Genomic DNA, 21,951 nt, shown 5'->3' on the forward strand with positions numbered 1-21,951 from the left:
ATCCCAATACTTATGGTTCGGAGAGAAAGCGGAAAATCCGCTTATTTGCCGTTTTCGTCAGGTCAAAATTCCGATGCATGACGACCGGCATATTTTGCTGCGTGAAAAATGCTGTCTGAATTACTGCTTACCCGGCGGTGATCGATACTGCTACACCTGTCCGCTAATTACAGACGAGCGCCGTATCGAGAAATATTTAGCAGCGCATTAGGCAGAGAAAAGCTTACATATGCTCGCTCAGGAAAACTTAACTGAAAGCAGATTGAGGAGAGAAACTGACGCAAGTCGTTCTCTTTTTTTGTGCGTGCTGATACTTAGTTTTAATTAATAATAACTTTATAGTGCCACGGCCTTTATCTGCTATGCGCACTGTTCAAGAATATCGTTTATTTGCAAAATCACGATATGAAACAGGGGATTACACACACATCGGATTATATGATAAGAATTAAGAAGGGAAACCACATCGCAAGAAGATGTGGTTTTTTCGCAGCATATATCTATTCTCATACAAATTATTGTGAAAGATTGTCGATCATTACCGTTCTGAGCGAAAAACGGAATCCGGCTAAGCTGCGGAAATGAGTTTATTGCGGGAGTTTCTCCGCCTCATTATAGTGTATATGTTGAAGGAGTGATGTTAGTCAGCAGTGAAATGACAGCGCATTCAATGAAACAAATACGGAGGAGGAAGATTGAATGAAGTATATGCGCAGCAAGGGAAGAAAGAGTTGGGTCTCGGCCATCGTGACAGCCGTTATGTTACTCGGCATATGGCTCCCCCTGCTTCCGGCTCCTGTCGCTAAGGCGGCTGTGGGTTTAGGAACGACTTATTACGTCGATGCGACCTTAGGTGACGACAGTCATTCCGGAACGAGTGAAGGCGCAGCCTGGAAGACGCTGGAGAAGGTAAATGTCACCGTATTTCAGCCGGGAGATAACGTCCTGCTGAAGGCTGGTGACAGTTGGGACGGCCAGTTGTGGCCCAAAGGCTCGGGGAGTGGAGGACAGCCGATTGTTATTGACAAATACGGGGCCGGAAGCAAGCCGAAAATTAATGGTAAAGGCTTGATAAATGATGCGGTTCGTCTGTTCAATCAGTCCTACTGGGAAGTTCACAATTTGGATATCTCCAACGCGAAGCCGTCTACCGCCACACCAGGCGAAAATTTGGGCGATTATCGCGGAATTCATGTATCTGGGGATCTGGGCGGAGAGCTTCACTATTTTCGCATCATCGGTGTTGATGTTCATGATGTGACCGGCGAAATCAACTGGATCAGCGGAACACAGCCAAACCCGCCGGAGCCGGGCATCCGCTTTAAAACGGGCTGGGACGGGTCAAAAAAAACAGGCGGAATCGTATTTGATACAACGGTACCGGATCTGTTGAATCCGCCAGGTCAAGCGACGGTGATCAATGACGTCATCATTGAAAACTCAACGATCAAAAATACGTCGTTTGCAGGCATCATTTTTAAACAATATACCGGTGACGATAAAGATGAGAATGGAAACAGTATGGCGACGGCCACCGGTTGGGGGACGAGGGTGAACGCCTCTGATCCTAAATTTACGCCACATACGAATATTGTGATCCGGAATAATTTCATTACCCAGGAGGGTACCGCTTTTGGCTGCAATGGTATGTACTTGACCAATATTCGTGGCGGCGTCGTGGAGAAAAATGTCGTATACCGAACAGGAACCTCAGGGATTGAGGCCTATTATGCGGACGATATTGTCATTCAATACAATGAAGTATATGAAACGCAGCAGAAGGCTGGCGGCGCCGACTCGAACGGAATCGATCCGGACAAAGGCACGACCAACATCCTCATCCAATATAACTATGTCCACGATAACGGCGACGGCATTCTCATCTGCCAATTTGTTTTCGGAAATACGGTAATCCGTTATAACGTTATTAAAAGCAATACCCGTTATCCGATCTATTTGCATTCGGATACGGCCGCCGTTGCGGAGGTGTATAACAATACGATTTACAACGATAAAAGCAATTACTTGATTTATGGCTACGGCAGTTCGCTAAATGCGAAATATCATATACGGAATAACAACATATTTTCAACGCGGTCCAGTGCCACGCTGACGACAAGCAGCACCATTAATTACGAAAATAACAACTACTATGGAGCGTCATTGCAAATTCCAGCGAGCGATACATTGGCGCTTCAGGTGGACCCGAAGTTCGTCAGTACGACTGTAGGCCCTTCCGGAACGGTTGAATCAGGGCCAAGGCTAGACTCGGCGCTAGGATTCCGTTCACAATCGGGCGCCATGACGATCAACTCAGGCCTACCGATGGCTAATCACGGGGGGAAGGATTACACGGGAAATGAGCTATATAACGGACAGTCGGATATTGGAGCTTTCGAGTACTATACATCGGAAGGCTCTCTGACAGAATCCGTGAACGGAAAGGTAAAGGACGGAGCCGGCAAGCCCGTGGCGGGGGCCACCATAACCTTGATGAGCAGCGGAATGACTTATACGGCCTTGAGTGATGCCAAAGGGTACTACTTTATATCCAATCTTCCGTTTGGGAACAATTTAACGCTTACTGCGGAAAAGCATGGTTACAGCGCCGGATCGGCGATTATCTCCATACAACCGCCAAGTACGACGACACAAGACTTAATCATAACCTCGGCAAGTCCGTTTGGCGGGCTAACGGGACAAATACTTGATGAACGGGCGAACCCGTTAGTGGCAGCGGCGGTTATCGTCAAGTATGGAACGGAAACGATCGCATCCGGCATATCCGGCAGCGACGGAGTCTTCCAAATCGACCAAGTTCCAATTGGAGAAAATTATACCGTCATCATCTCCAGGACAGACTACCGAAATACGGAACGAAAGAATGTTAGCGTTTCGCCAGCCAGCGTGACTGACCTGAAAAAGCTGCTTGTGGCAAGCAACACGATCGATGTTCTGCACGATCATACGTTTAATCTCCTGGCGACAGGAGCGATGATTCCGGGAGACAGCCTAACCGTAAGCACTAGCGGTGGCAAGGTCGAAGTAGTCGAGCTTCCCAGCGCAGAAGATAAGAGTGTGAAGCTGACACGAACGACAAACAGCGGCAGCACCAGTCTGGCGCAAACCTTTGCCGCTCCGCTGAAAGGGTTCGTGACCATCGAGGCGGATGTCATGCGAAACGATCCTTACGTCTCCGGCAACAACTGGTTTGGCGTGCCGTATGTATACGGCAGCACCAGCAGCACTAGTCCAGGTATCAGTGCTGCTCTCAGTAAAAACAAAATCAGGGCATACAAAGGAACATCCGACACCGAGCTCATGGATTATGCCCTTGGCCGATGGTATAACATCCGGATGGTCGTCAATACCGTCAATCAGACCTTTGATTTGTATATCGACGGGATTCTCAAGTTCGACGATGCTAATTTCCGCCGAGATATGCCGGACATTACCAGAGTTGATTTCTATGCGAACAGCTCCAACTATGGCAGCGTTCATATCGATAACGTACGTATTACTCAAGGTATCGGTTATGCCAAAAATGATGCGTCCTTGGTTACGCTGACGAGCAGCGGAAGCGTATTAAACCGTTTGAACGAAACGGAATTTGCTGTCGAAGTCCCAAGCGCTGTGGAAAGCGTGACGCTCACGCCAACGGCGAGCAGTCCTTTCGCAAGGTCAATCCTGGTCAATGGAATCCCTACGGCCAGCGGAACATCATCGGCTGAGATTCACTTAACTGGTGATCAGACCATCATCCCAGTAGTCGTCACGGCGGAAGATGGAGCGACGAAGCTATCCTATAAAGTCACAGTCAACCGATTTTCGCCTGCAATGGATTCTTCGTTAAAGCAGCTGACTGTCAGTTCCGGCACGTTAACGCCTTCATTTGATAAAGACGTAACCAGTTACTCGGTAAGTGCTGCTTATGAAACGGAATATGTAACCGTCACGCCAACAGCTAGCTACGAGTTTGCGGACATTACCATAAAGGGCCGTTCCGTTAGCAGCGGTCAACCAGCGGCACCGATTGCCATTGCCGAGGGGGATAATGCCATTGAGGTCGTCGTTTTTTCGGCGGACGGGACAGCCATCACCACGTATACCGTGATCGTGAAGCGGGCGTTAAATCCTTACGGCCAGCTGACCGGCATCGTAAAAGATTCGGAGGGTCGCATTCTTTCCGGGGCTGAGGTCGTGCTAAACTCCGGAGACGGCAGTTTGCGCAGTACGACGTCCGATCAGAATGGAATCTATTTGTTTGGCGACGTAATACCGGCGACAAATTATTCGGTTACCGCATCTAAACCGGGTTACGACAGCGCTGCGGTTAGCGGGATTGCGGTAGCCCGCGCTCAATCGACGACAGTAAGCGTCTTGACGCTGGCCAGCCCTCCGCCCGTGCTCACGGTGGATCAAAGCGGCGGTACCATCCGTTCAGCATCGATTGACATTTCCGGTAAGCTGGATAGCCCGGCTGCCGTTACGATCAATGGCATCATCGTTCCTGTAGCGGCAGACCTGAGCTTCACATCTGCGCTTGAGCTGCAGCAGGGAGCTAATCCGATTGTGATCGAGGCGATCGCCGCTTCCGGAAAGAAGGCCGTTCCGATTGTACTGAATTACTTCGTCGATTCGATCGTCCCGGTTGTCAAACTGAATCAAACAAGCGGTACGGTTAGGGAAGCAGTATATGTTCTCTCAGGTGCTGTCAGCGAGCTATCCACCATAAAGCTTAATGGTGTAGAGTTGGTCGTTACGGGTGAATTGAGCTTTGAAACCAACGTCACACTTCATCCCGGAGATAACACATTCGTGATTCAAGCGGTAGACCTTGTCGGAAATACCTCCGAAGTAGTGATCCTTCATCTCGTTCTGGATACAGCCCCGCCTGTCATTGTACTAAATATGCCTGGCCCCAAAACGGGCAACCATTATAACATAGATAAGAGCCTACTAACGGTCACTGGCCGGATTAACGAACCAGGAGCCGTCTATGTGAACGGGATGCGCGCTGTGGTTCAGGCAGATCTCACATTTACCGCCAGCGTTCCGCTGAAACCGGGTATGAATCAAATTCAGGTAACAGTTTACGATTTGGCAGGGAATGCAGCAGATCCCGTTGGCTATAACGTAGTTCCCTCGAACGGAAAGCCTGAATAACTATGCTCCTTATGAAGAATGCCCGGATACTTTTTCCGGGCGTTCTTTTTTGCTTGATGCCTCAAAAAAGCCCGTCAGTTCAAGGAAACGGAATGAGGTTAAGCAGCTGAAATGAGTTTATTGCAGGTCTCTACATGCCTCGGTATAGTGTTGTTGACCGACCCGAAAGACAAGGGCAATGGGGACGGAAGCTGCAGCGACCGCCCGAGAAAGACACCGAAGGAAGTGATGCATATGGAGAGGAACCCAGCTCAAACGACAGCCTCGCAGCCAAGTCGGGCGCTGGTTAAACGACGGCGGATATCCGGATTGTTGCAGGATTACCAGCTGTATTTACTGATGCTACTGCCGATTTTGTATTTTATTATCTTTAAATACGTTCCGATGTACGGAGTGGCAATCGCATTCAAAGACTTTAACATTTTTCAAGGCATCCTTGGGAGTGAATGGGTGGGGTTCGATAACTTTCGCCAGCTGTTTGCGATGAGCCAGTTTTATCAGGTCGTCCGCAATACGCTGCTGCTCAATTTACTAGACCTCGCGTTTTCGTTTCCGGCACCGATCATCCTCGCGATTTTACTTAACGAGCTTCGGGTTGCCTGGTTTAAAAAAGCGGCACAAACGATTTTGTACTTGCCGCACTTTATTTCCTGGGTCATTATCGGCGGACTTGTTTATCAGATGTTTTCCAACACGGGCGGACTCGTCAACAACCTGGTCAATTCCCTCGGGTTCGAGTCGATCCCGTTCTTGACAGATAAAAACAACTGGGTGCTCGTCTACCTAGGTACAGGAATTTGGCAAAGTGCTGGCTGGGGTACGATCATTTACCTCGCTGCACTAACCGGAATTAACAAAGAGCTTTATGAAGCGTCAGACGTGGATGGAGCAGGGCGGCTCAAAAAAATATGGCACATTACGCTGCCGGGAATTCGTTCGACCATCGTGGTCATGCTGATCATGCAGCTCGGACATATTATGACCATCGGCTTCGAACGGCCTTTCGTGATGGGCAACCCGCTAGTAATGGATTATGCAGAAGTCATCAGTACGTTTGTTTATAAGGCCGGTCTCCAATCGGCGCAATTCTCGATTGCGACTGCGATGGGCTTGTTCCAAGCCTTAGTCGGACTGATCTTCGTCATTGGGGCGAACACGATCGCGAAGCGCTTCGGTGAGCAAGGCATATGGTAAGGAGGAAGCCGGCATGACAAAAGGAATATTGCAGCAGAGGGTCACGGATGTCGTCATCATGTTGATCGTAGGAATCGTATTAATCGTATGTCTCGTACCTTTCCTGCATATCGTATCGATCTCATTAAGCTCAAAACAAGCCGTATTATCGAATATAGTCACGATTTTCCCGCGTGGATTCGATCTGGAGGCGTACCGTATCGTTTTTCTGGATGCCGGAATGCTTAGATCGATGGGACTGACGATCATACTCACAGTCACGTTTACTTTAATTAGTATGCTAATGAGCATCTGCGCGGCTTATCCGCTGACGAAAGAGCGGCTAAAGGGAAGAACCTTATTTATGCTGCTGATCGTCTTCACGATGTTTTTCAGCGGGGGATTAATCCCCGAGTATTTCTTGGTGAAAGAGCTTGGACTCCTGAATAGCTTATTGGCTCTCATTGTTCCGGGCATGATTAGCGCGTTCAACCTGATTATTCTGAAAACGTTCTTTTCCACGATTCCGTCTAGCTTGGAGGAATCTGCCTATCTCGACGGTTGCTCGCATATCGGCATTCTGACGCGGATCGTGCTCCCGCTCTCACTTCCGGTACTGGCAACCTTGAGCCTCTTCTATGCAGTTTCCCGCTGGAACGGTTTCATGGATGCACTGTTTTACATCACCGATTCGCAGCTGTATCCGATTCAACTCAAGCTTTACCAAATCGTCATGAACAGCATGGTGACGGATTTGACTGCTCAGGAAGGGTCTTCGCAGACGGAGGTCGTTCCCGAAGGGCTTAAAGCGGCTAGCATCATGTTTGCAACCACGCCGATTTTGATTGTATATCCGTGGCTTCAGAGGTATTTTGTTTCCGGTGTCATGATCGGAGCAGTTAAAGGATGATAGCTGATCTCTTAATTGAGCTATATAATGATAATGATAAGGATAAGGGGTGCTTTAAATGAAACAAACAAAAATGAAATGGATCGGTTTATCGGTAGCAGCATGCTTGCTGACCGGATCGTTAGCCGCTTGCTCAAGCCCTGCGAAGGAGAGTGCATCGGGAGGCGCTTCCAGCAGTACCGTGCCTAAGGAAGCAGTGACACTGAAGGTCGAAATGTTCGACCGAGGTAATACGCCTTCCGGCGCCGGGCCTGTGGACAATAACTATTGGACGCAGTGGATTCAGAAAGAATTCGGCGATAAAAACAACATCAAGCTGCAATTCATTCCGGTGCCACGCAATCAGGAGGTCGATAAGCTGAACGTGCTCATGACGACCGGTGATGCTCCTGACATCGTGTTTACGTATGATATGAATACCATTTTCAACTATGTGAAAAGCGGCGGTTTGACTGACCTTGGCAAGCTGGTTGACGAGCATGGACCAAACCTGAAAAAGTTCCTCGGCCAAGAAACGCTCGCCTATGGCGTGTTCAGCAGCAAGCAGTACACCATTCCCGCGAAGCGGACGCTGCAGTTCGCCCATGCCTCGATGATCCGCAAGGATTGGTTGGATAAGTTAGGGCTGCCAGTACCGAAAACGAAGGAAGAATTTTACGCTGCGATGAAAATGTTTAAGGAAAAGGATCCGGGAAAAACCGGAGGCAAGGTCGTGCCTTACGGTTTCGCTGCGATGAACGGAAGCAACTACGTTAGCTCATCTCAGTTCTTGGGCTCCTTCATTAAAAAGACGTCGGAGGAGGATTTCTTTGCTTTTAAACCCTCCTGGTCTGATATACTAATGCCAGGTTATAAAGACGGCGTTCAATTTTTAAACAAAATGAATCAAGAAGGTCTCATTAGTCCTGATTTTGCGCTCGATAAAGATATGAAAAAGTTTGAGGCCGATGTGGCTAATGGTTATGTTGGAGCATTTACATCGATTGCCGCGCATCAGAACCTGATGCTGCCCGGTAACGTTTTCGATACAATGAAGAAGAATGTTCCGGGAGCTGAGTATATCTCAATGGATGCGTTCACGAACGAAGAAGGCAAACGTCCGAAACAAATTTATGAACCAACCGGACTCCATATGATGATTCCAAAATCAAGCAAGCACGCCGTTGAGGCCATTAAATATTTAGACTGGATGTCCCAAAATGACGTGCTGTTCAAGTTGTCGAATGGGGTTGAAGGCCAGCACTATACGATGGAAAACAGCTTTCCGAAGCCAATCACGACGGATGAAGCTAAGAAGACGTTCTACAATAACGCGGATATCGCGATTGTCGTGAACGGTAAGGATTTCAGCAGCAAAGAGAAAAATATCGAGGTCGCAGCGCTGACTTATTCGAACTACAAGGAGCTTGCTAAGCAAAATATTATCAATGCACTGGTAGATGGTTATACTCTGCCGAGATTCGACCGTCCGATCGACGCGGACATCAAGTACGGCAAAACACTTGAAGCGAAGGCGCAGGAGACAGTCGTTAAAAGTATCTTGGCTAAGCCAGCGGATTTCAATAAAATATTTGACGATGGTGTGGCTGAGTATTTAAAAATCGGCGGACAGCAGGTCGTTGATGAGCGGAAAGCGGCTTACAAGGAAATGAAGAAAAAGTAACAGATGGCAAGTCAAACCCCTAACTAATTCAAGGGGTTTGTCTACATTTTCAAGGGCAGGAGGCGAGACAATGAAAACGAACAATTACAACACGAGGATGCTGCTTTCGTATCTCCCCATCCTGTTCTTGACGATCAGTGCCCTGATTTTCATTTTTTTCGCGATGATGAATGAATTGAACGTCCGCAATGCGATAAAGGCGAACAAGATAACCACTGAATATATGGCTAACATGTTGGATAGCACACTAAAAAGCATTGACGTCGATTCGCGTAAACTGATCCAGACAAGCGTGGAACTGCAGCAATTTCTGGATGGGCCACCGGACCGGATGCTGGATTTCGCCGCTTCCAATGCACTTAGCGGTTTGATGGTCCAGTACAGTTTTATCGATTCGATCTATTTGTATCGGGCAAAGGACCGGAGAGTACTCGATCAAAGCACTCTCCGTCTGATCGAAGAGTTTCCTGACCGCTCGTATGTTCAAAAAGCTTTGGAGCGGCCTATCAACGGCAATTGGACTTCCCCACGAAGCAAGGAGGGAGAACAGAGTGCGGATGCTGGAGGGAAGGTCGTCTCATTGGGAAGGAACATTCCACTCGATACAGGGAGCCTCGGATACTTGGTCATTAATGTTCGGGTTACCTCCATTGAAAAGTTTATGGATCAGATGGTTGACCGAAAGGTAACGGAAGCGCAGTTGTTCGACGCGGGGGGGAAACCGTTCTTTCAAGAGAGTCAAGAATCTTCGGTAGAGCAAGGGCTGCATGCCGGTATCGTTTCAGATTATACGGGCTGGACGTACCGGACGGTCATCAAGGGCGGTAGGCTGTTCAGCATTCTTTTTCAGGGGGGTGTCATGTGGATCATGCTGGGTCTCGGCGCCATCGTGTTCGCCATTGGCTCCACGTTCTATGTGACTCGCCGCAGCTACAAGCCAATTGAAGCGATCATCCATCGGATTAACCGGTTTTCATCGACCGTAAAAGAAAACGAGCTCAGGGAAGATAAGAACGAATTCGCTTTCATCGATCAGGCGATTGAGAAGCTCATCACCAACAATATGGAGTTTCAGGAAAAACAGCAGGAACATCTATTTATTCGTCGACAGCAATTTCTGCAGAGCCTCTTGAGCGGAGATTATGTAGCGGATGGGAAAACGTGGGAGCAGGAAAGGCATCACTTTGGACTCTCGGATGGTCGTTTTATCGTGGCTCTGCTGGAGATCGATCACTATGTTCAATTTGGATTGACATATAATCAGAAGGATCAGTCCTTATTCAAGTTTGTTGTCAGCAGCGTAGCGGTTGAAATCGCTCAGCAAATCAGCCAGCAGGTCATTGTCGAGTGGATCACCAAAAATCAGCTCATACTTCTGCTTAACTCCGGCAGCGGAAACGATCTTGAGCATTACTTGCTTAAGCTGTCCGAGCAAATACGCGCTTGGATTGAATCTCATTTGGACTTCACGGTAACTATTGGCATTGGAACAGCGGTTGAAGAGGTGGCTGGCATCAGCCGTTCTTTCGAGGAGGCGGCGGAGGCGGTAAGTCATAAGGTTACGCTCGGCGTCAATCAGATCATCGATGCGGTAGAAGTCAAGGGAAATACGTCCGGCGAGTGGTTCCTATATCTGCAGTTGATGCAGAACGCCGTTCGTCATCTTCGAATGGGCGAATTGGAATGGAAAAACGACTTTGAGCGGTTGTTTAGCAACATGGTTGTGCATAGGCTGCAAAAGGACGATGTCGATCGATTGCTCCATTATTTCATTTTTCATTTGGAACGGGAGCTCGAAGGTTGGTTACCTGAAGCAGCGAAGTTTTGGAAGCAAACTGTAAAGCCTGAATTGCTTGAAACGCTCGATAAAAACGACACGTTGGCAGAGTTGGAGGATTGTTTTTGCCTTACGTTTGAGCAATTGACGGACCATCTTCTAGTGGCTGGACAAAATCGCAGGCACAACGTTCTGATGAAGGAGATTCGGGATTACATAGCTGAGCATTTTACGGATCCTAACCTTTCGCTCACGCTGCTTAGCGACCTGTTTCAAGTCAATCCGAAATATTTAAGCCAATTGTTTAAAGAGGAAATCGGCGAAAATTTCAGTGATTTCGTGATCACGCTGCGAATCAACTACGCCAAAAAGCTGCTGAAGGAAACAAACGAGACCGTGCAGGATATATCTGAAAAAACAGGTTATGCCAATGCCATTTCGTTTAGCCGTATCTTTAAAAAGATGGTTGGGATCTCGCCGGGGCAATACCGGGAGTCATCCTAATGCGTACGAAGGAAAGGAGCATGAAAAGTGGAGGGAAAGAAGGTAAATCAATTGCGGCTCAGCAGGGAAATCCGTATTCAGGTTTCTGAGTCGCTAAGTTCCCCGGTGGAGCATGCGCTGCGTTTCCTGCTAAGAGATTGGTCAAACGTTATGCAGGCGGTTCCATTTCTGACAACGCAGGTGGAGGAGGCTGTGGACCTTATCATCCGTTATGCTAGAGCGGAAGATGGCTGGGAGAACCGACCCGAAGCTTATGGCTTTCGGTTCCGTGGCGCCGATGGTCAGCAGACACATATGGAGATCATTGGAGTCGACGATCTGGGACTTATTTACGGCATTCTGGAGTTTAGCAGGCGATATTTAGGCATCGACCCGTTTTGGTTTTGGGCGGATCAGCCGATCAACAAGCTGCCCGAGCTTATTATCCCCATTGAGGATTACAATTCGCCTTTGCCTGTGATCAGATTCCGGGGCTGGTTCGTCAATGATGAGGTAAACCTCATCGGATGGAAGGAGCCGTATCCGCCTTCCCGTGAGGTGTGGGAGCCTGTTTTCGAGGCGCTGCTTCGCTGCGGGGGCAACATGGTCATTCCAGGAACGGATTTACCGAAGAGCGGCGTTCATGCCGAAGTTGCCGCTGAGATGGGCTTGTGGGTGACGCATCACCATGCCGAGCCGCTAGGGGCGGAGATGTTCCTGCGCGCGTATCCCGGACGGATCGCCAGTTACCAGCAGGAGCCAGAGCTGTTCGAAGCATTATGGCAGCAGGCGATCGATAAGCAAAAGGATAAAAACATCGTCTGGGTACTTTCATTCCGTGGGCAGGGCGACAGGCCGTTCTGGGAAAACGATCCTTCGTTTGATACGTCGGAAAAGCGCGGAGCGATGATCAGCAGGGTTGTCCAAAGGCAATACGATATGATCGGCGCTTCGGTAGAACGGCCGGTCTGTTGCGTGGCACTGTATGGGGAAATAGCGGAGCTATATAAAGGCGGCTATATTGACCTGCCGGAAGATGTGATCAAAATATGGGCGGATAACGGCTATGGCAAAATGGTTTCACGAAGACATGGCAGTATCAATCTCAGGGTGCCAGCGCTGCCTGAGCCGAGGGATACTGGAAAGCACGGCATCTATTATCACGTCACGTTTCATGACCTGCAGGCATCGAATCACCTGACGATGTTCCCAGGTTCGGCATCATTTATCAAGGAAGAAGTGGAGCAAGCGATCAAGGCTGGAGCAAACGAATATGTTCTGCTTAACTGTGGCAACATCCGTCCACATGTCTATATGTTGGATTTGATTCGAGAGCTGTGGTCAAAGGGGATGGTAGATACCCGTAAGCATTTGAATGAATTTGTCTGCAGGTATTTTCCCTCCCATCATGAGGAAATCGCTGAGCTGTACCGCTCGTATACGGAAGCAGCCATTCCATACGGCCCTCACGGGGATGATTTGGCGGGGGACGAGTTCTACCATCATCCTGCTAGGAAAATCGTCGGGCACTGGCTTCAGGGGAAGGGGCAGCAATCCCATCGAGGCTTAGTTTGGGCTACAGGAGAGGTACCATTTATCCAGCAGGTCTCTTTCTTTAAGAAGTGCTGCGAAGAGGGACTGGAAGGCTGGAATCAATGGCTGCACCGATGCGACGAGCTCTTGTCCAAGCTGAACAATGCGGAGGACCGACAGCGTGTCATCGATCAGCTTCGCTTTCACGGAATTCTGAACCGCACAGGCTGCGAGGGCTTCCTCTGGTTGTGCCGTGCGTACGAGGCGTACGTTGAGGGGCAGTATCCGCAGGCGTTTGTATATGCGTCACAGTCCATGTGGTGCTATCAAGAGGGAATTCAGGCGCTGCGGGAATCGGAGCAGGGCAAATGGGAAAACTTTTACAAGGCCGATTGGCTGACCAACATCGAGAGTACGGTCCAAAATGTGGACACGTTAAGACGGTTTCTTCGGATGCATGGAGATAGTCCGGACTTTTTCTTATGGTATAAGGAATTCCTCATGCCTGAAACGGAAAAACATATTTATTTGGAAAATACGCACCGTAATCCGCTCTCAGACGACGAACTGGCCGCCAAATTAAAGCGAAAATTTAGCGAATCATTTTAGGTGATTTTTCTTAGTTAATGGCAGCCCTATAATGGGCTGCCAATTATTTTTAGGTCGGTTGAAGCAAGTGTACGGGCAGGGACTCCAAACTCGAAGTCATCCAGCTTTTTTTTGTTTATGGGAAAAGTTAAGAATTAATATAAAAAGAACTGAAATAAACCTACTCCAATCAAAGAGGTGTATGGTAGAATATTCCCAATCCTGGTTGATACGTTTAGTGGAGGGTAGGTCAGTCTCATGCGTGGAAGTAATCTATGGGTGGTTTTCGGGAAAATCCGATCCTTATTTTCCAAAATCCGAATCATGCTTCTCTTCAGTTATTTCATTATTATTCTTATATGCATAGCATCGGTAGGAGCTATTTCCTTCTATATTTCTTATCGCTCCGTGTTGGAGCAGGTAGAGTCGTCAAGTTTTCAAATCGTTCGACAAATAGAAAAAAACATGGATAATGATTTTCAAAACAAACGGAACCTTCTGCTGGCCCCTTATTACAGTACGGAATATATAGATGGGATTAATGCTTATGCGACAATGGATGAACAGGATCAATTCCAGTTTAGGCAAAAGCTTGAAAACTTATTTCTGAAAAGCTTCAACATCACACCAATCAGGGATTTTATCCGATTTCAAATTTATTACAGTAACGGAGAAATGTTGAATGCATCGGATAATCAGAAGTCTTGGAATGCCGAAGAAGTGCAGCAATCCGACTGGTTCCGCAAGACGGTAGACAATGATGGCCGTGTGCATTTTAACGGTCCGACTAAGGAAGCGATTTCTGGAAGCGATAATACCGCTTATTCATCGTCCATTTTAATTCGAGATTTTGCTAATCCCGACTATTTTATTGTTGTACGCGCGGAATACAATGCTGAATTGTTTCATCTAATTGGTCAGAATGATAGTCTTTCCACGAACAGCAAATTGCTTGTTTTAGATCAAAATAATCAACCCATATACGCCTCTTTTGAGCAGTCTGAGCCTGTTCTCCCTAAAGAGATACTATCACGTATCACAAACGGCAGTGGAAAGTTCTGGTATGGTGGCGAGCAGGACAACTTGCTTGTTACGTATACACAGTCGGATTATTCCAATTGGAAAGTCGTACTTGTTATGCCTAAGAAGGAAATATTCGGTTCTCTGGATCGAATCAAAACGGCAACACTACTTACAGCGCTGATAGCCTTTTTAGTCACTATTTTTATTTCCTTTTTGTTCGGACAACGAATTACTAATCCAATACTGGACTTATATAAAACGATCAATCGAGTGAAAAGAGGCGACTTCTCGGTTCGTGTCCAAGTTACGAGAAGCGATGAAATCGGAAGAATCGCGATGAACTTTAATGACATGCAGGTAGAACTTCAAAAGCTAATAGAATCCAAATATATATACCAAATTAAGCTTCAGCAAGTCGAGCTTGCTATGCTCTATTCACAAATTAATCCGCATTTTCTATACAATACGTTAGATAGCATTAAGGCAATGGCCGATTATTACGAGGTCGAGAAAATCGGAGACATGGCTCAGTCACTAGCAGATATGTTCCGCTACAATATCAAAAATAAGGATGAAATGGTTACCCTACGTGAAGAGTTGGAACAAATTGATTCTTATATGAAGATTCAGGGAATCCGTTTCGAGGACAAAATTACCTATATCCAGGAAATTGAGGACGAGTTGCTCGATTACCCGCTGTTGAAAATGACGCTGCAGCCTATTGTGGAGAATGCCGTGTTCCATGGCGTGGAGCCGAAGATTGGGAAAAGCACGATTCGATTGATTGCTCACAAAGAAGGTGAATCTTTACTCATTACAGTAAGTGATGATGGGGTCGGTATTTCGGCAGAGAGACTGAAGGCGTTGAGAAACGAGCTGAAAAAGCAGCGATTGTCAGAAGATATGCCTGTTTCTGCTGCGGGCGGAGGCATTGGTATTCGCAATGTGTACGCCAGGTATGCAATCCGTTTAGGCGAGCAATTCGAATGTAAAATAGAGAGTGAAGCGGGAAAAGGGACCCGTGTAACCCTCATGATTTCATCATGGAACTTGTTGAGGACGAATAATTAAAACTCTCAGGGTAAGAAAATTAAACATTTTTAGTCGAAATCGTGAATAGTGTCATGGAAAGCGTTTTCATATAATTATCTTGTAAGCGATTCCTAAAGGAGGGTACTACAAAAAATGAGAAAAATGAAAACGGCTTTGTCCATGTTAACGGTTTGTCTGGCAGCTAGTTCATTTACAGGATGCAGTAGTAACAGTGGCACTATAGGAACACCAGAAGCAAGCAAATCAGCAGCAGCGACGAACACGCCAATTAGCACAGCAGCTCCGACGAAAGATCCTGTCACTCTTACGTTTGTAATTCCCAATACAGTGGATGCTGTTCCTTTTAACAAAATATTCGAAGCTTATCAAAAGCAAACTGGCAATAAGGTCGAATTACAAGCTTTACCTGGTGGGGACTTCGATAATATGATGAAAACGCGGTTTTCAACAGGCGATTTCCCTGATTTATTTTTGATGCAGCCAGGTACGAAGCAGAACGTCAAATTAAGGGCCGAGGAAACGCTTCATGAATGGAGTGCAGATACAACTGTATGGGATCGAATCATTCCATCGATGAAAGAATTCCAAACAACGCCGGACAAAAAGATATATGGGGTTCCATTCGGGGCTACGGGGATGATGGGGGTTTATTACAACAAAGATGTATTTGGTAAGGTTGGCGTTCAGCCGCCTAAAAACTATGCAGATTTAATTGAGACAGCCAAGAAGATAAAAGCTACAGGCGTGACACCTTTCTATGAAGGAGTGAAGGATGGATGGCCGGCGCAAATCTTTTATTTGACAGGTTGGGTATCGGGCGTAGATCCGGCTATTGGCGATGAAGGCGTTCAGAAACTGGAAAAAAATCAACTCGGTCTTGCGGATATTCCGCAGGTGAAAGATTTATTTGCAAAGCAGAAAGAATTGAAAGATCTCGGCTTATATCAAGATAATTTGATGGCGGGAACGTATGACGAAATGCAAAGCAAGATAGGTGATGGTAAAGTAGCCATGGTGTTTATGCTCGATGGTATTATTCCACAACTGGAGAAAAAATTCAGCAAAGATTTTGTGAAAGATCACATGGGGTTCTTTCCATTCCCTTCGGCGAATGATGCAGGTACAGCATTGATCACGCCTCCGAACCAATTAATGGTGCCTGAGAAAGCGAAACATTCGAAAGAGGCTGTCGATTTGATCAAGTTCATGGTTACTCCGGATATGGTCAATTTGTACTACCAAATAGCGCCTGGTATTCCGATCTTTAAAGATGCTAAAAGTGAATTGTATCCTGTGCAACAAACGGTAAAAGGCTTAATTGATACTGGAAAAGCAAAAATCAACGTCCAAAACCGTCTAACGCCAACATTTGCTGATTTCCAAAAAACGCTGCAAAACTTCTTCATTAATGGCAATGTAGATGCGGCAGTAAAGGAATTCGATGCCAATTATAAAAAAGACGGTAAGTCCAAACGTTTAGCAGGATTCGAATAACGCCAATTTTAAGGAGGGGGAGGCATTGGGGAAAAGCAAGTATCCACTCTATTTTTCATTTCCTGCTCTGGCTGTTTTTCTGGTGTTTTTTATAACTCCAACCCTCATTGGGTTTTATTACAGCTTCACCGATTGGAACATCAATGCCAAGGATATTCGGTTTATAGGCTTTCAAAACTATGCGGCGATCTTTCAAGAGCCGAGACTTACAACCGCTTTGTTCAATACGTTAATCTTTGCGGCTGCTGTAACGGTACTGCAGAACGTATGTGGTCTTGGCTTAGCGCTCATTCTCAATGAAGCTCTTGTGCTGCGCAATGTGCTGCGGATGATATTTTTCCTTCCTTATGTGATAGCTCCGATCATCATTGGTTATATTTTTCGTGCTATTTATCATCCTGAGCATGGGATTGTGAATCAGATTCTTGAGCAGGTTGGGCTTGCCGCACTTGCGCATGATTGGCTGAACGATCCGAAGTATGCGCTGTTTTCCATTATTGTGACGGATATATGGCGTGTAGCTGGATTTTCTATGGTCGTCTATTTGGCGGGACTTCAGTTCATTCCGAAAGATTTAACGGAAAGCGCTTCGATGGATGGAGCGCAATACTGGAGTCGGTTCCGACATATTATTTTCCCGCTGCTGGCACCAGCTTTTACCGTTAATGTATTACTTTCCATGATTGGTTCTATGAAAGTGTTTGAAATGGTTATGGTACTTACAGAAGGTGGACCGGGATATACGACAGAAGTGTTTTACACTTATATTCGCAGTATGTTCAGTTCAGGAGAGTTCGGTTATGCGACAACGGTTAACGTCGTGTTGTTCATCTTAGTTACTTGTATCGGTGTGCCGGTACTGATGAAGATGAAGAAACGGGAGGTGGAGATGTGAGACAACGGCGCAACATGCTTATTGAGCTCGAATTGGTGGCTATCTGTTTGGCACTGATGATCCTCATCCCCTTTCTGATGATCCTCGTCAACTCGTTCAAAGATATCCGCGAATCAGCGCTGTTTGGTTTATCCCTCCCACGAGAGTGGCACTTCAGCAATTATAAGGAAATCTTTGTTCAGGCGCATATTGTACGCGGGTTCATGAACAGCTTCCTGATTTCGGGCTGCGTGGTGCTTTCAGTTAATGTGTTTGCATCTATGGCTGCTTTCATTATTCAACGAAGAGACGACCGTTTTTTGCGTACGGCGTACTATTTATTCATCATGGGCCTAATCGTGCCTGTTTCCATCGTACCGACCATCAAGCTAATGGGTGATTTGCACATTCGAGGAACGTACTTCAGCCTAATCATGTACTACACGGCCGTATTGCTCCCCTTTGCAGTATTTCTGCTAGTAGGATTCATGAAGTCAATCCCACGAGAGCTGGACGAAGCGGCGCTTCTGGAGGGCTGCGGTTATTTCCGATTGTATGTTCAAATCATTCTTCCGCTCATTATTACTGTGCTTGTAACGGTCGCGATCGTTGTCATGGTATCGGTTTGGAACGATTTTTTCGGCCCTTTCTATTTGATGACAGACAGCACGAAGTGGACGATTGTGCTCCAAATTTTTAATTTTGTTACGATGTACAGCACGAATTGGGGCGTTGTGTTCGCTTTTATGGTCGTCGTCGTAGCTCCGATATTACTTATTTATTTGTTTCTGCAAAGGTACATTATTGATGGTTTGACTGCTGGTTCTCTGAAGGGATAACAATAGGTGTAATCAAGTATCGGGAGGGTTTGGTCCATGCGAAAGGTAGTCATTGTCGACGATGAAATATGGATCCGCAGAGGACTTATTCAATCTATACCCTGGGATCGTTTCGGTCTCAGGCTTGTTGGAGAGGCAGGAGACGGGGAAGAGGCGCACACGATCGCGCTTGCCGAGAAACCGGATCTTCTTTTTCTGGATATGCGAATGCCTGGACTGGACGGCAAACAACTGCTCGGAATGCTGCATCGTGATTTACCGGATTTATTAACGATCGTCGTAAGCGGGTATTCCGACTTTGAATATACGAAAGAAGCTATCCGACAGAAAGCATTTGATTATTTATTGAAACCAGTTAAAAAAGATGAGCTAGTCTCTGTGCTGGAGAGGGCAGTAGCAAAGATGAAACAGCAGGAAAAAAAGAAGAGCACATGGCAGTTTGACAGTAAGGAAGACTGGCTTCAACGAGTTTTGTACCATGCGGTCACAGATGTAGAAGCTCATGAGAATGAGGAAGAAATTCCTCTTCCTGAAGGTTGGTCTTGCGGCGAAACCTATGTGATGGTCGGGCAGCGCGATACATTTCGAGATGGATGCGAGTCAAACAAACTTGTTGGGCAACTGCGGGAACTGTTAAACCGGAACAAACCATTCTTGTTCGGGGGAGAATGGAACTTCGTCGTAACAACCTCACCGGAAGCAAATTGGGAATTCGTTATCACTATCGTCGGTGAGCGACTGCAGTTAGAGGAAATGAATAAACTATGTCAGCTCGTCCAAAGGTTGCTCAAACAATTGGAAATGGGCAGCTACAGCTTGGGCATCGGCTTGAAAAAAAAGGATGCCCACTATTTACGGCGTGCTTATCTGGAGGCCGGGCAAGCACTGAAAAAGAAAAGGCTGGGTGTGTCAGGTACCGTCCTTTGGGCTGATAATGACATGAGTAAGCAACGGGTTAATTATCCTCAGGAGAAGGAAAATGCTTTTCTCCGTTCCCTTCAAATGGGCAATAAGGAAGGGGCTCAGCAAGAATCAGACATGCTGTTTGCCGCAATTAGTGAGGATTCAATGACTGTAGATCATTTGCAGAGGAGCGCCTTTTTGCTCGTCCACTCTATCGAGAAACAGCTTCGAGGAACGGAAAATCGGCTAGAGGAAGTATGCGGTAAAAATCCGCAAATGTATACAGAGATGATCCAGCACCGGAACGATGCGGCATCCGTAAAACGGATTTTCGATGAAGAGATCATTCCCTCTGTGCTCGCGTACTACAAACGTTCGCGTGAAAAGCAGGGCAAGAAGATTGTCCGTATGATTCAGAATATGATAGAAAATAACTATGATCAGCCGCTTTCCCTTCATCAGATTGCTGAAAGTCATTACATGAACACGGATTATGTAAGCCGTTTATTTAAAAAAACGACAGGTCACAATTTTGTTGATTATATGACGGATTTCCGGATTAATAAATCGAAAGAACTGATGAAATTGTCTACCTATAAAAATTACGAGATTGCGCAAATGGTTGGCTACGAGGACTACCGATATTTTAGTCAAATCTTTAAGAAAAAAACAGGCATGACCATTGGTAAATATCGGATAGCCGCCGAAACTGCTAATCATTGATGACTAAGGAGTGAATGTAGATGGTAAGACGACTTATTCCCGATACTCTGATGCTGGAAGAACGAGCAGGACATGCTATTAATGCCATGGTGGGGATGGCTGACAAGGATCACAATTATATTCCGTTCTTTAATGCGGATCTGTTACACAAGCCTGCTTTTATGACACATGGTGATTGGGATTACGGCTCTTCGCATGGCAGGATGATTGATGGCTTGATTCTTGCAAGGCATATGTCGGGGGAAACATTCGGTAAGGATGTAGAGGAGCATTACCGTGCTAACTTGCTCTCCTTCTTTAAAGAGGATGGCATGAGCTACCGCCAAAGCAATCCCACCCGTAATTGGGAGCCAAACGCTAATCTGATCGATCAACGTGCCGTTATTTTATCTTTGACGACATGGTTTATGGAAACAGGTGACCCGAAAGTAAAGGAAGCAGCAGACCGTCATGTGGCAGCGCTGAAAAGAATTGCTATCAAAGAGCGCGATGTTTGGTACTATCCGGCATCCGAATACAAAGAAACAGGTTGGCCTTCCGCTAATGGCGTGCAGCTGAGGCTCGCTCCAGATCCGGCTGCGTTCTGTGGCCGATTGGTCATGCCGCTCTTGAAATATCACGAATTGACAGGGAATCAGGATGCTTATGATTTGTGTCAGTTTTTCACGGCTCTGATCATAGAGCGCAGCGGCGTCTTTCATCCGGATGGCAGCTTTAACGATTCGTTGGCTTACCGCAGCGGTCATTTCCATACGCGTCTGGGCACACTCGATGCAATTGCCCGATTCGGTACCTTCACGGGCGATGCGGCGATGATCAGTTGGGTGAAGAAGTGCTACGATTGGGCGCTAACCAAATGCACGGCGTTTGGCTGGACGCCTGGAGATTTGCATGAACAAGCTTATGAGCATGAAACTTGCTCCCTTGTGGATTTGATTGCGACAGGAATAACCCTGGCTAAGAGCGGTTACGTGGAGTACTGGGGAACGGTAGAGCGCTTCCTGCGCAACCATTTGACGGAATCACAGCTTCTGGATTTGGATTGGGTTGAACAGACAGATGATAAATCGAATGACATTCCAGCTAACAAGTCATTTTACAAAGTGGCCGAGCGTACACGGGGATCTTTTGCCGGCTATTCAGCTCCTAACGATTTCATAAGCGATGTAAATGAAGGCCGGGGACATACGAGCGATTTGCAATTATGCTGTCTCGGTTCAGGCACGCGCGGACTGTTCATGGGCTGGAGTAACAGCATCACCGAGAAAAATGGGGCAATCAGCATCAACTTCCTCCTGAACCGAGGCTCCAAATGGCTTGATGTGAGCAGTTATTTGCCGCATGAAGGCAAAGTCATTATTGATGTTCATATGGATGTGCCACGACTTCAAATTCGGATTCCGGAATGGGCCGGTTTTACGAAAATCCGCTTTACTCGCGAGGTTCATGGTCAGGTTACGGAAGGAAAAGGTAGCGAGGAGAGCAGATGGGTCAATAAGCATTTCCTACTGCTAGGTCCAGCAACTGCCGGGGAAAAAATTACGGTAACTTTCCCTCTCAGCTTCCGCAAAACATTGGAAAACGCCGTGGGTCAGACGTTCGAAGCGGAATGGCGCGGTGATGATGTCGTGAATATTACGCCAAAAGGCGAGAAGAAGCCGCTCTACAGTGGTCGTAAAGTATACAATGAGGCACCGATGCGTGAAGGCGATTACCGCAGGTTGGAGAAAGAATTTGTGTGGTAGAGGT

12 protein-coding genes are annotated in these 21,951 nt (G+C 46.9%); all 12 read left to right on the forward strand.

Annotation, left to right across the window (positions count from 1 at the left end; all coding sequences use genetic code 11):
* The first annotated feature begins 699 nt into the window (after positions 1-699).
* The 12 genes from QFZ77_RS19370 to QFZ77_RS19425 all read left to right on the forward strand — a co-directional run bounded on the left by QFZ77_RS19370 (position 700) and on the right by QFZ77_RS19425 (position 21,947).
* Positions 700-5,166 carry a carboxypeptidase regulatory-like domain-containing protein gene (locus QFZ77_RS19370; protein WP_307441917.1) on the forward strand — a complete coding sequence of 1,489 codons (4,467 nt, stop codon included), beginning with the start codon at positions 700-702 and terminating at the stop codon, positions 5,164-5,166.
* Positions 5,167-5,394: 228 nt separating this feature from the next.
* The gene (locus tag QFZ77_RS19375; protein ID WP_307449652.1) at positions 5,395-6,360 is read left to right on the forward strand and encodes an ABC transporter permease; all 966 of its coding nucleotides are present in this window, start codon (positions 5,395-5,397) and stop codon (positions 6,358-6,360) included.
* Positions 6,361-6,373: 13 nt separating this feature from the next.
* Positions 6,374-7,249, forward strand: coding sequence for a carbohydrate ABC transporter permease (locus tag QFZ77_RS19380; RefSeq protein WP_307441918.1), 876 nt, complete (start codon positions 6,374-6,376; stop codon positions 7,247-7,249).
* Positions 7,250-7,307: 58 nt separating this feature from the next.
* Complete coding sequence (locus QFZ77_RS19385; RefSeq protein WP_307441919.1) at positions 7,308-8,912, forward strand: extracellular solute-binding protein; 1,605 nt, start codon at positions 7,308-7,310, stop codon at positions 8,910-8,912.
* A 70-nt stretch (positions 8,913-8,982) separates the two neighbouring features.
* The gene (locus QFZ77_RS19390; RefSeq protein WP_307441920.1) at positions 8,983-11,193 is read left to right on the forward strand and encodes a helix-turn-helix domain-containing protein; all 2,211 of its coding nucleotides are present in this window, start codon (positions 8,983-8,985) and stop codon (positions 11,191-11,193) included.
* Between the two features lie 27 nt (positions 11,194-11,220).
* Positions 11,221-13,314 (forward strand): glycosyl hydrolase 115 family protein, encoded by a 2,094-nt coding sequence (locus QFZ77_RS19395; protein WP_307441922.1) that lies wholly within the window; start codon positions 11,221-11,223, stop codon positions 13,312-13,314.
* A gap of 237 nt (positions 13,315-13,551) precedes the next feature.
* Positions 13,552-15,387, forward strand: a complete 1,836-nt coding sequence (locus QFZ77_RS19400) for a cache domain-containing sensor histidine kinase (protein WP_307441924.1) — start codon at positions 13,552-13,554, stop codon at positions 15,385-15,387.
* Positions 15,388-15,501: 114 nt separating this feature from the next.
* Positions 15,502-16,863, forward strand: a complete 1,362-nt coding sequence (locus QFZ77_RS19405) for an ABC transporter substrate-binding protein (RefSeq protein WP_307441926.1) — start codon at positions 15,502-15,504, stop codon at positions 16,861-16,863.
* A gap of 25 nt (positions 16,864-16,888) precedes the next feature.
* Positions 16,889-17,758, forward strand: a complete 870-nt coding sequence (locus QFZ77_RS19410) for a carbohydrate ABC transporter permease (protein ID WP_307441927.1) — start codon at positions 16,889-16,891, stop codon at positions 17,756-17,758.
* Positions 17,755-18,576, forward strand: coding sequence for a carbohydrate ABC transporter permease (locus QFZ77_RS19415; protein ID WP_307441928.1), 822 nt, complete (start codon positions 17,755-17,757; stop codon positions 18,574-18,576). Before QFZ77_RS19410 ends, QFZ77_RS19415 begins: the two co-directional genes overlap by 4 nt.
* 36 nt (positions 18,577-18,612) lie before the next feature.
* A complete protein-coding gene (locus QFZ77_RS19420; protein WP_307441930.1) occupies positions 18,613-20,202 on the forward strand; it encodes a response regulator in 1,590 nt (529 codons plus the stop codon).
* A gap of 20 nt (positions 20,203-20,222) precedes the next feature.
* Complete coding sequence (locus tag QFZ77_RS19425) at positions 20,223-21,947, forward strand: glycoside hydrolase family protein (protein WP_307441932.1); 1,725 nt, start codon at positions 20,223-20,225, stop codon at positions 21,945-21,947.
* Positions 21,948-21,951: the final 4 nt, after the last annotated feature.

It is taken from the genome of Paenibacillus sp. V4I3 (assembly GCF_030817215.1).
In the GTDB taxonomy this organism is placed as follows: domain Bacteria; phylum Bacillota; class Bacilli; order Paenibacillales; family NBRC-103111; genus Paenibacillus_E.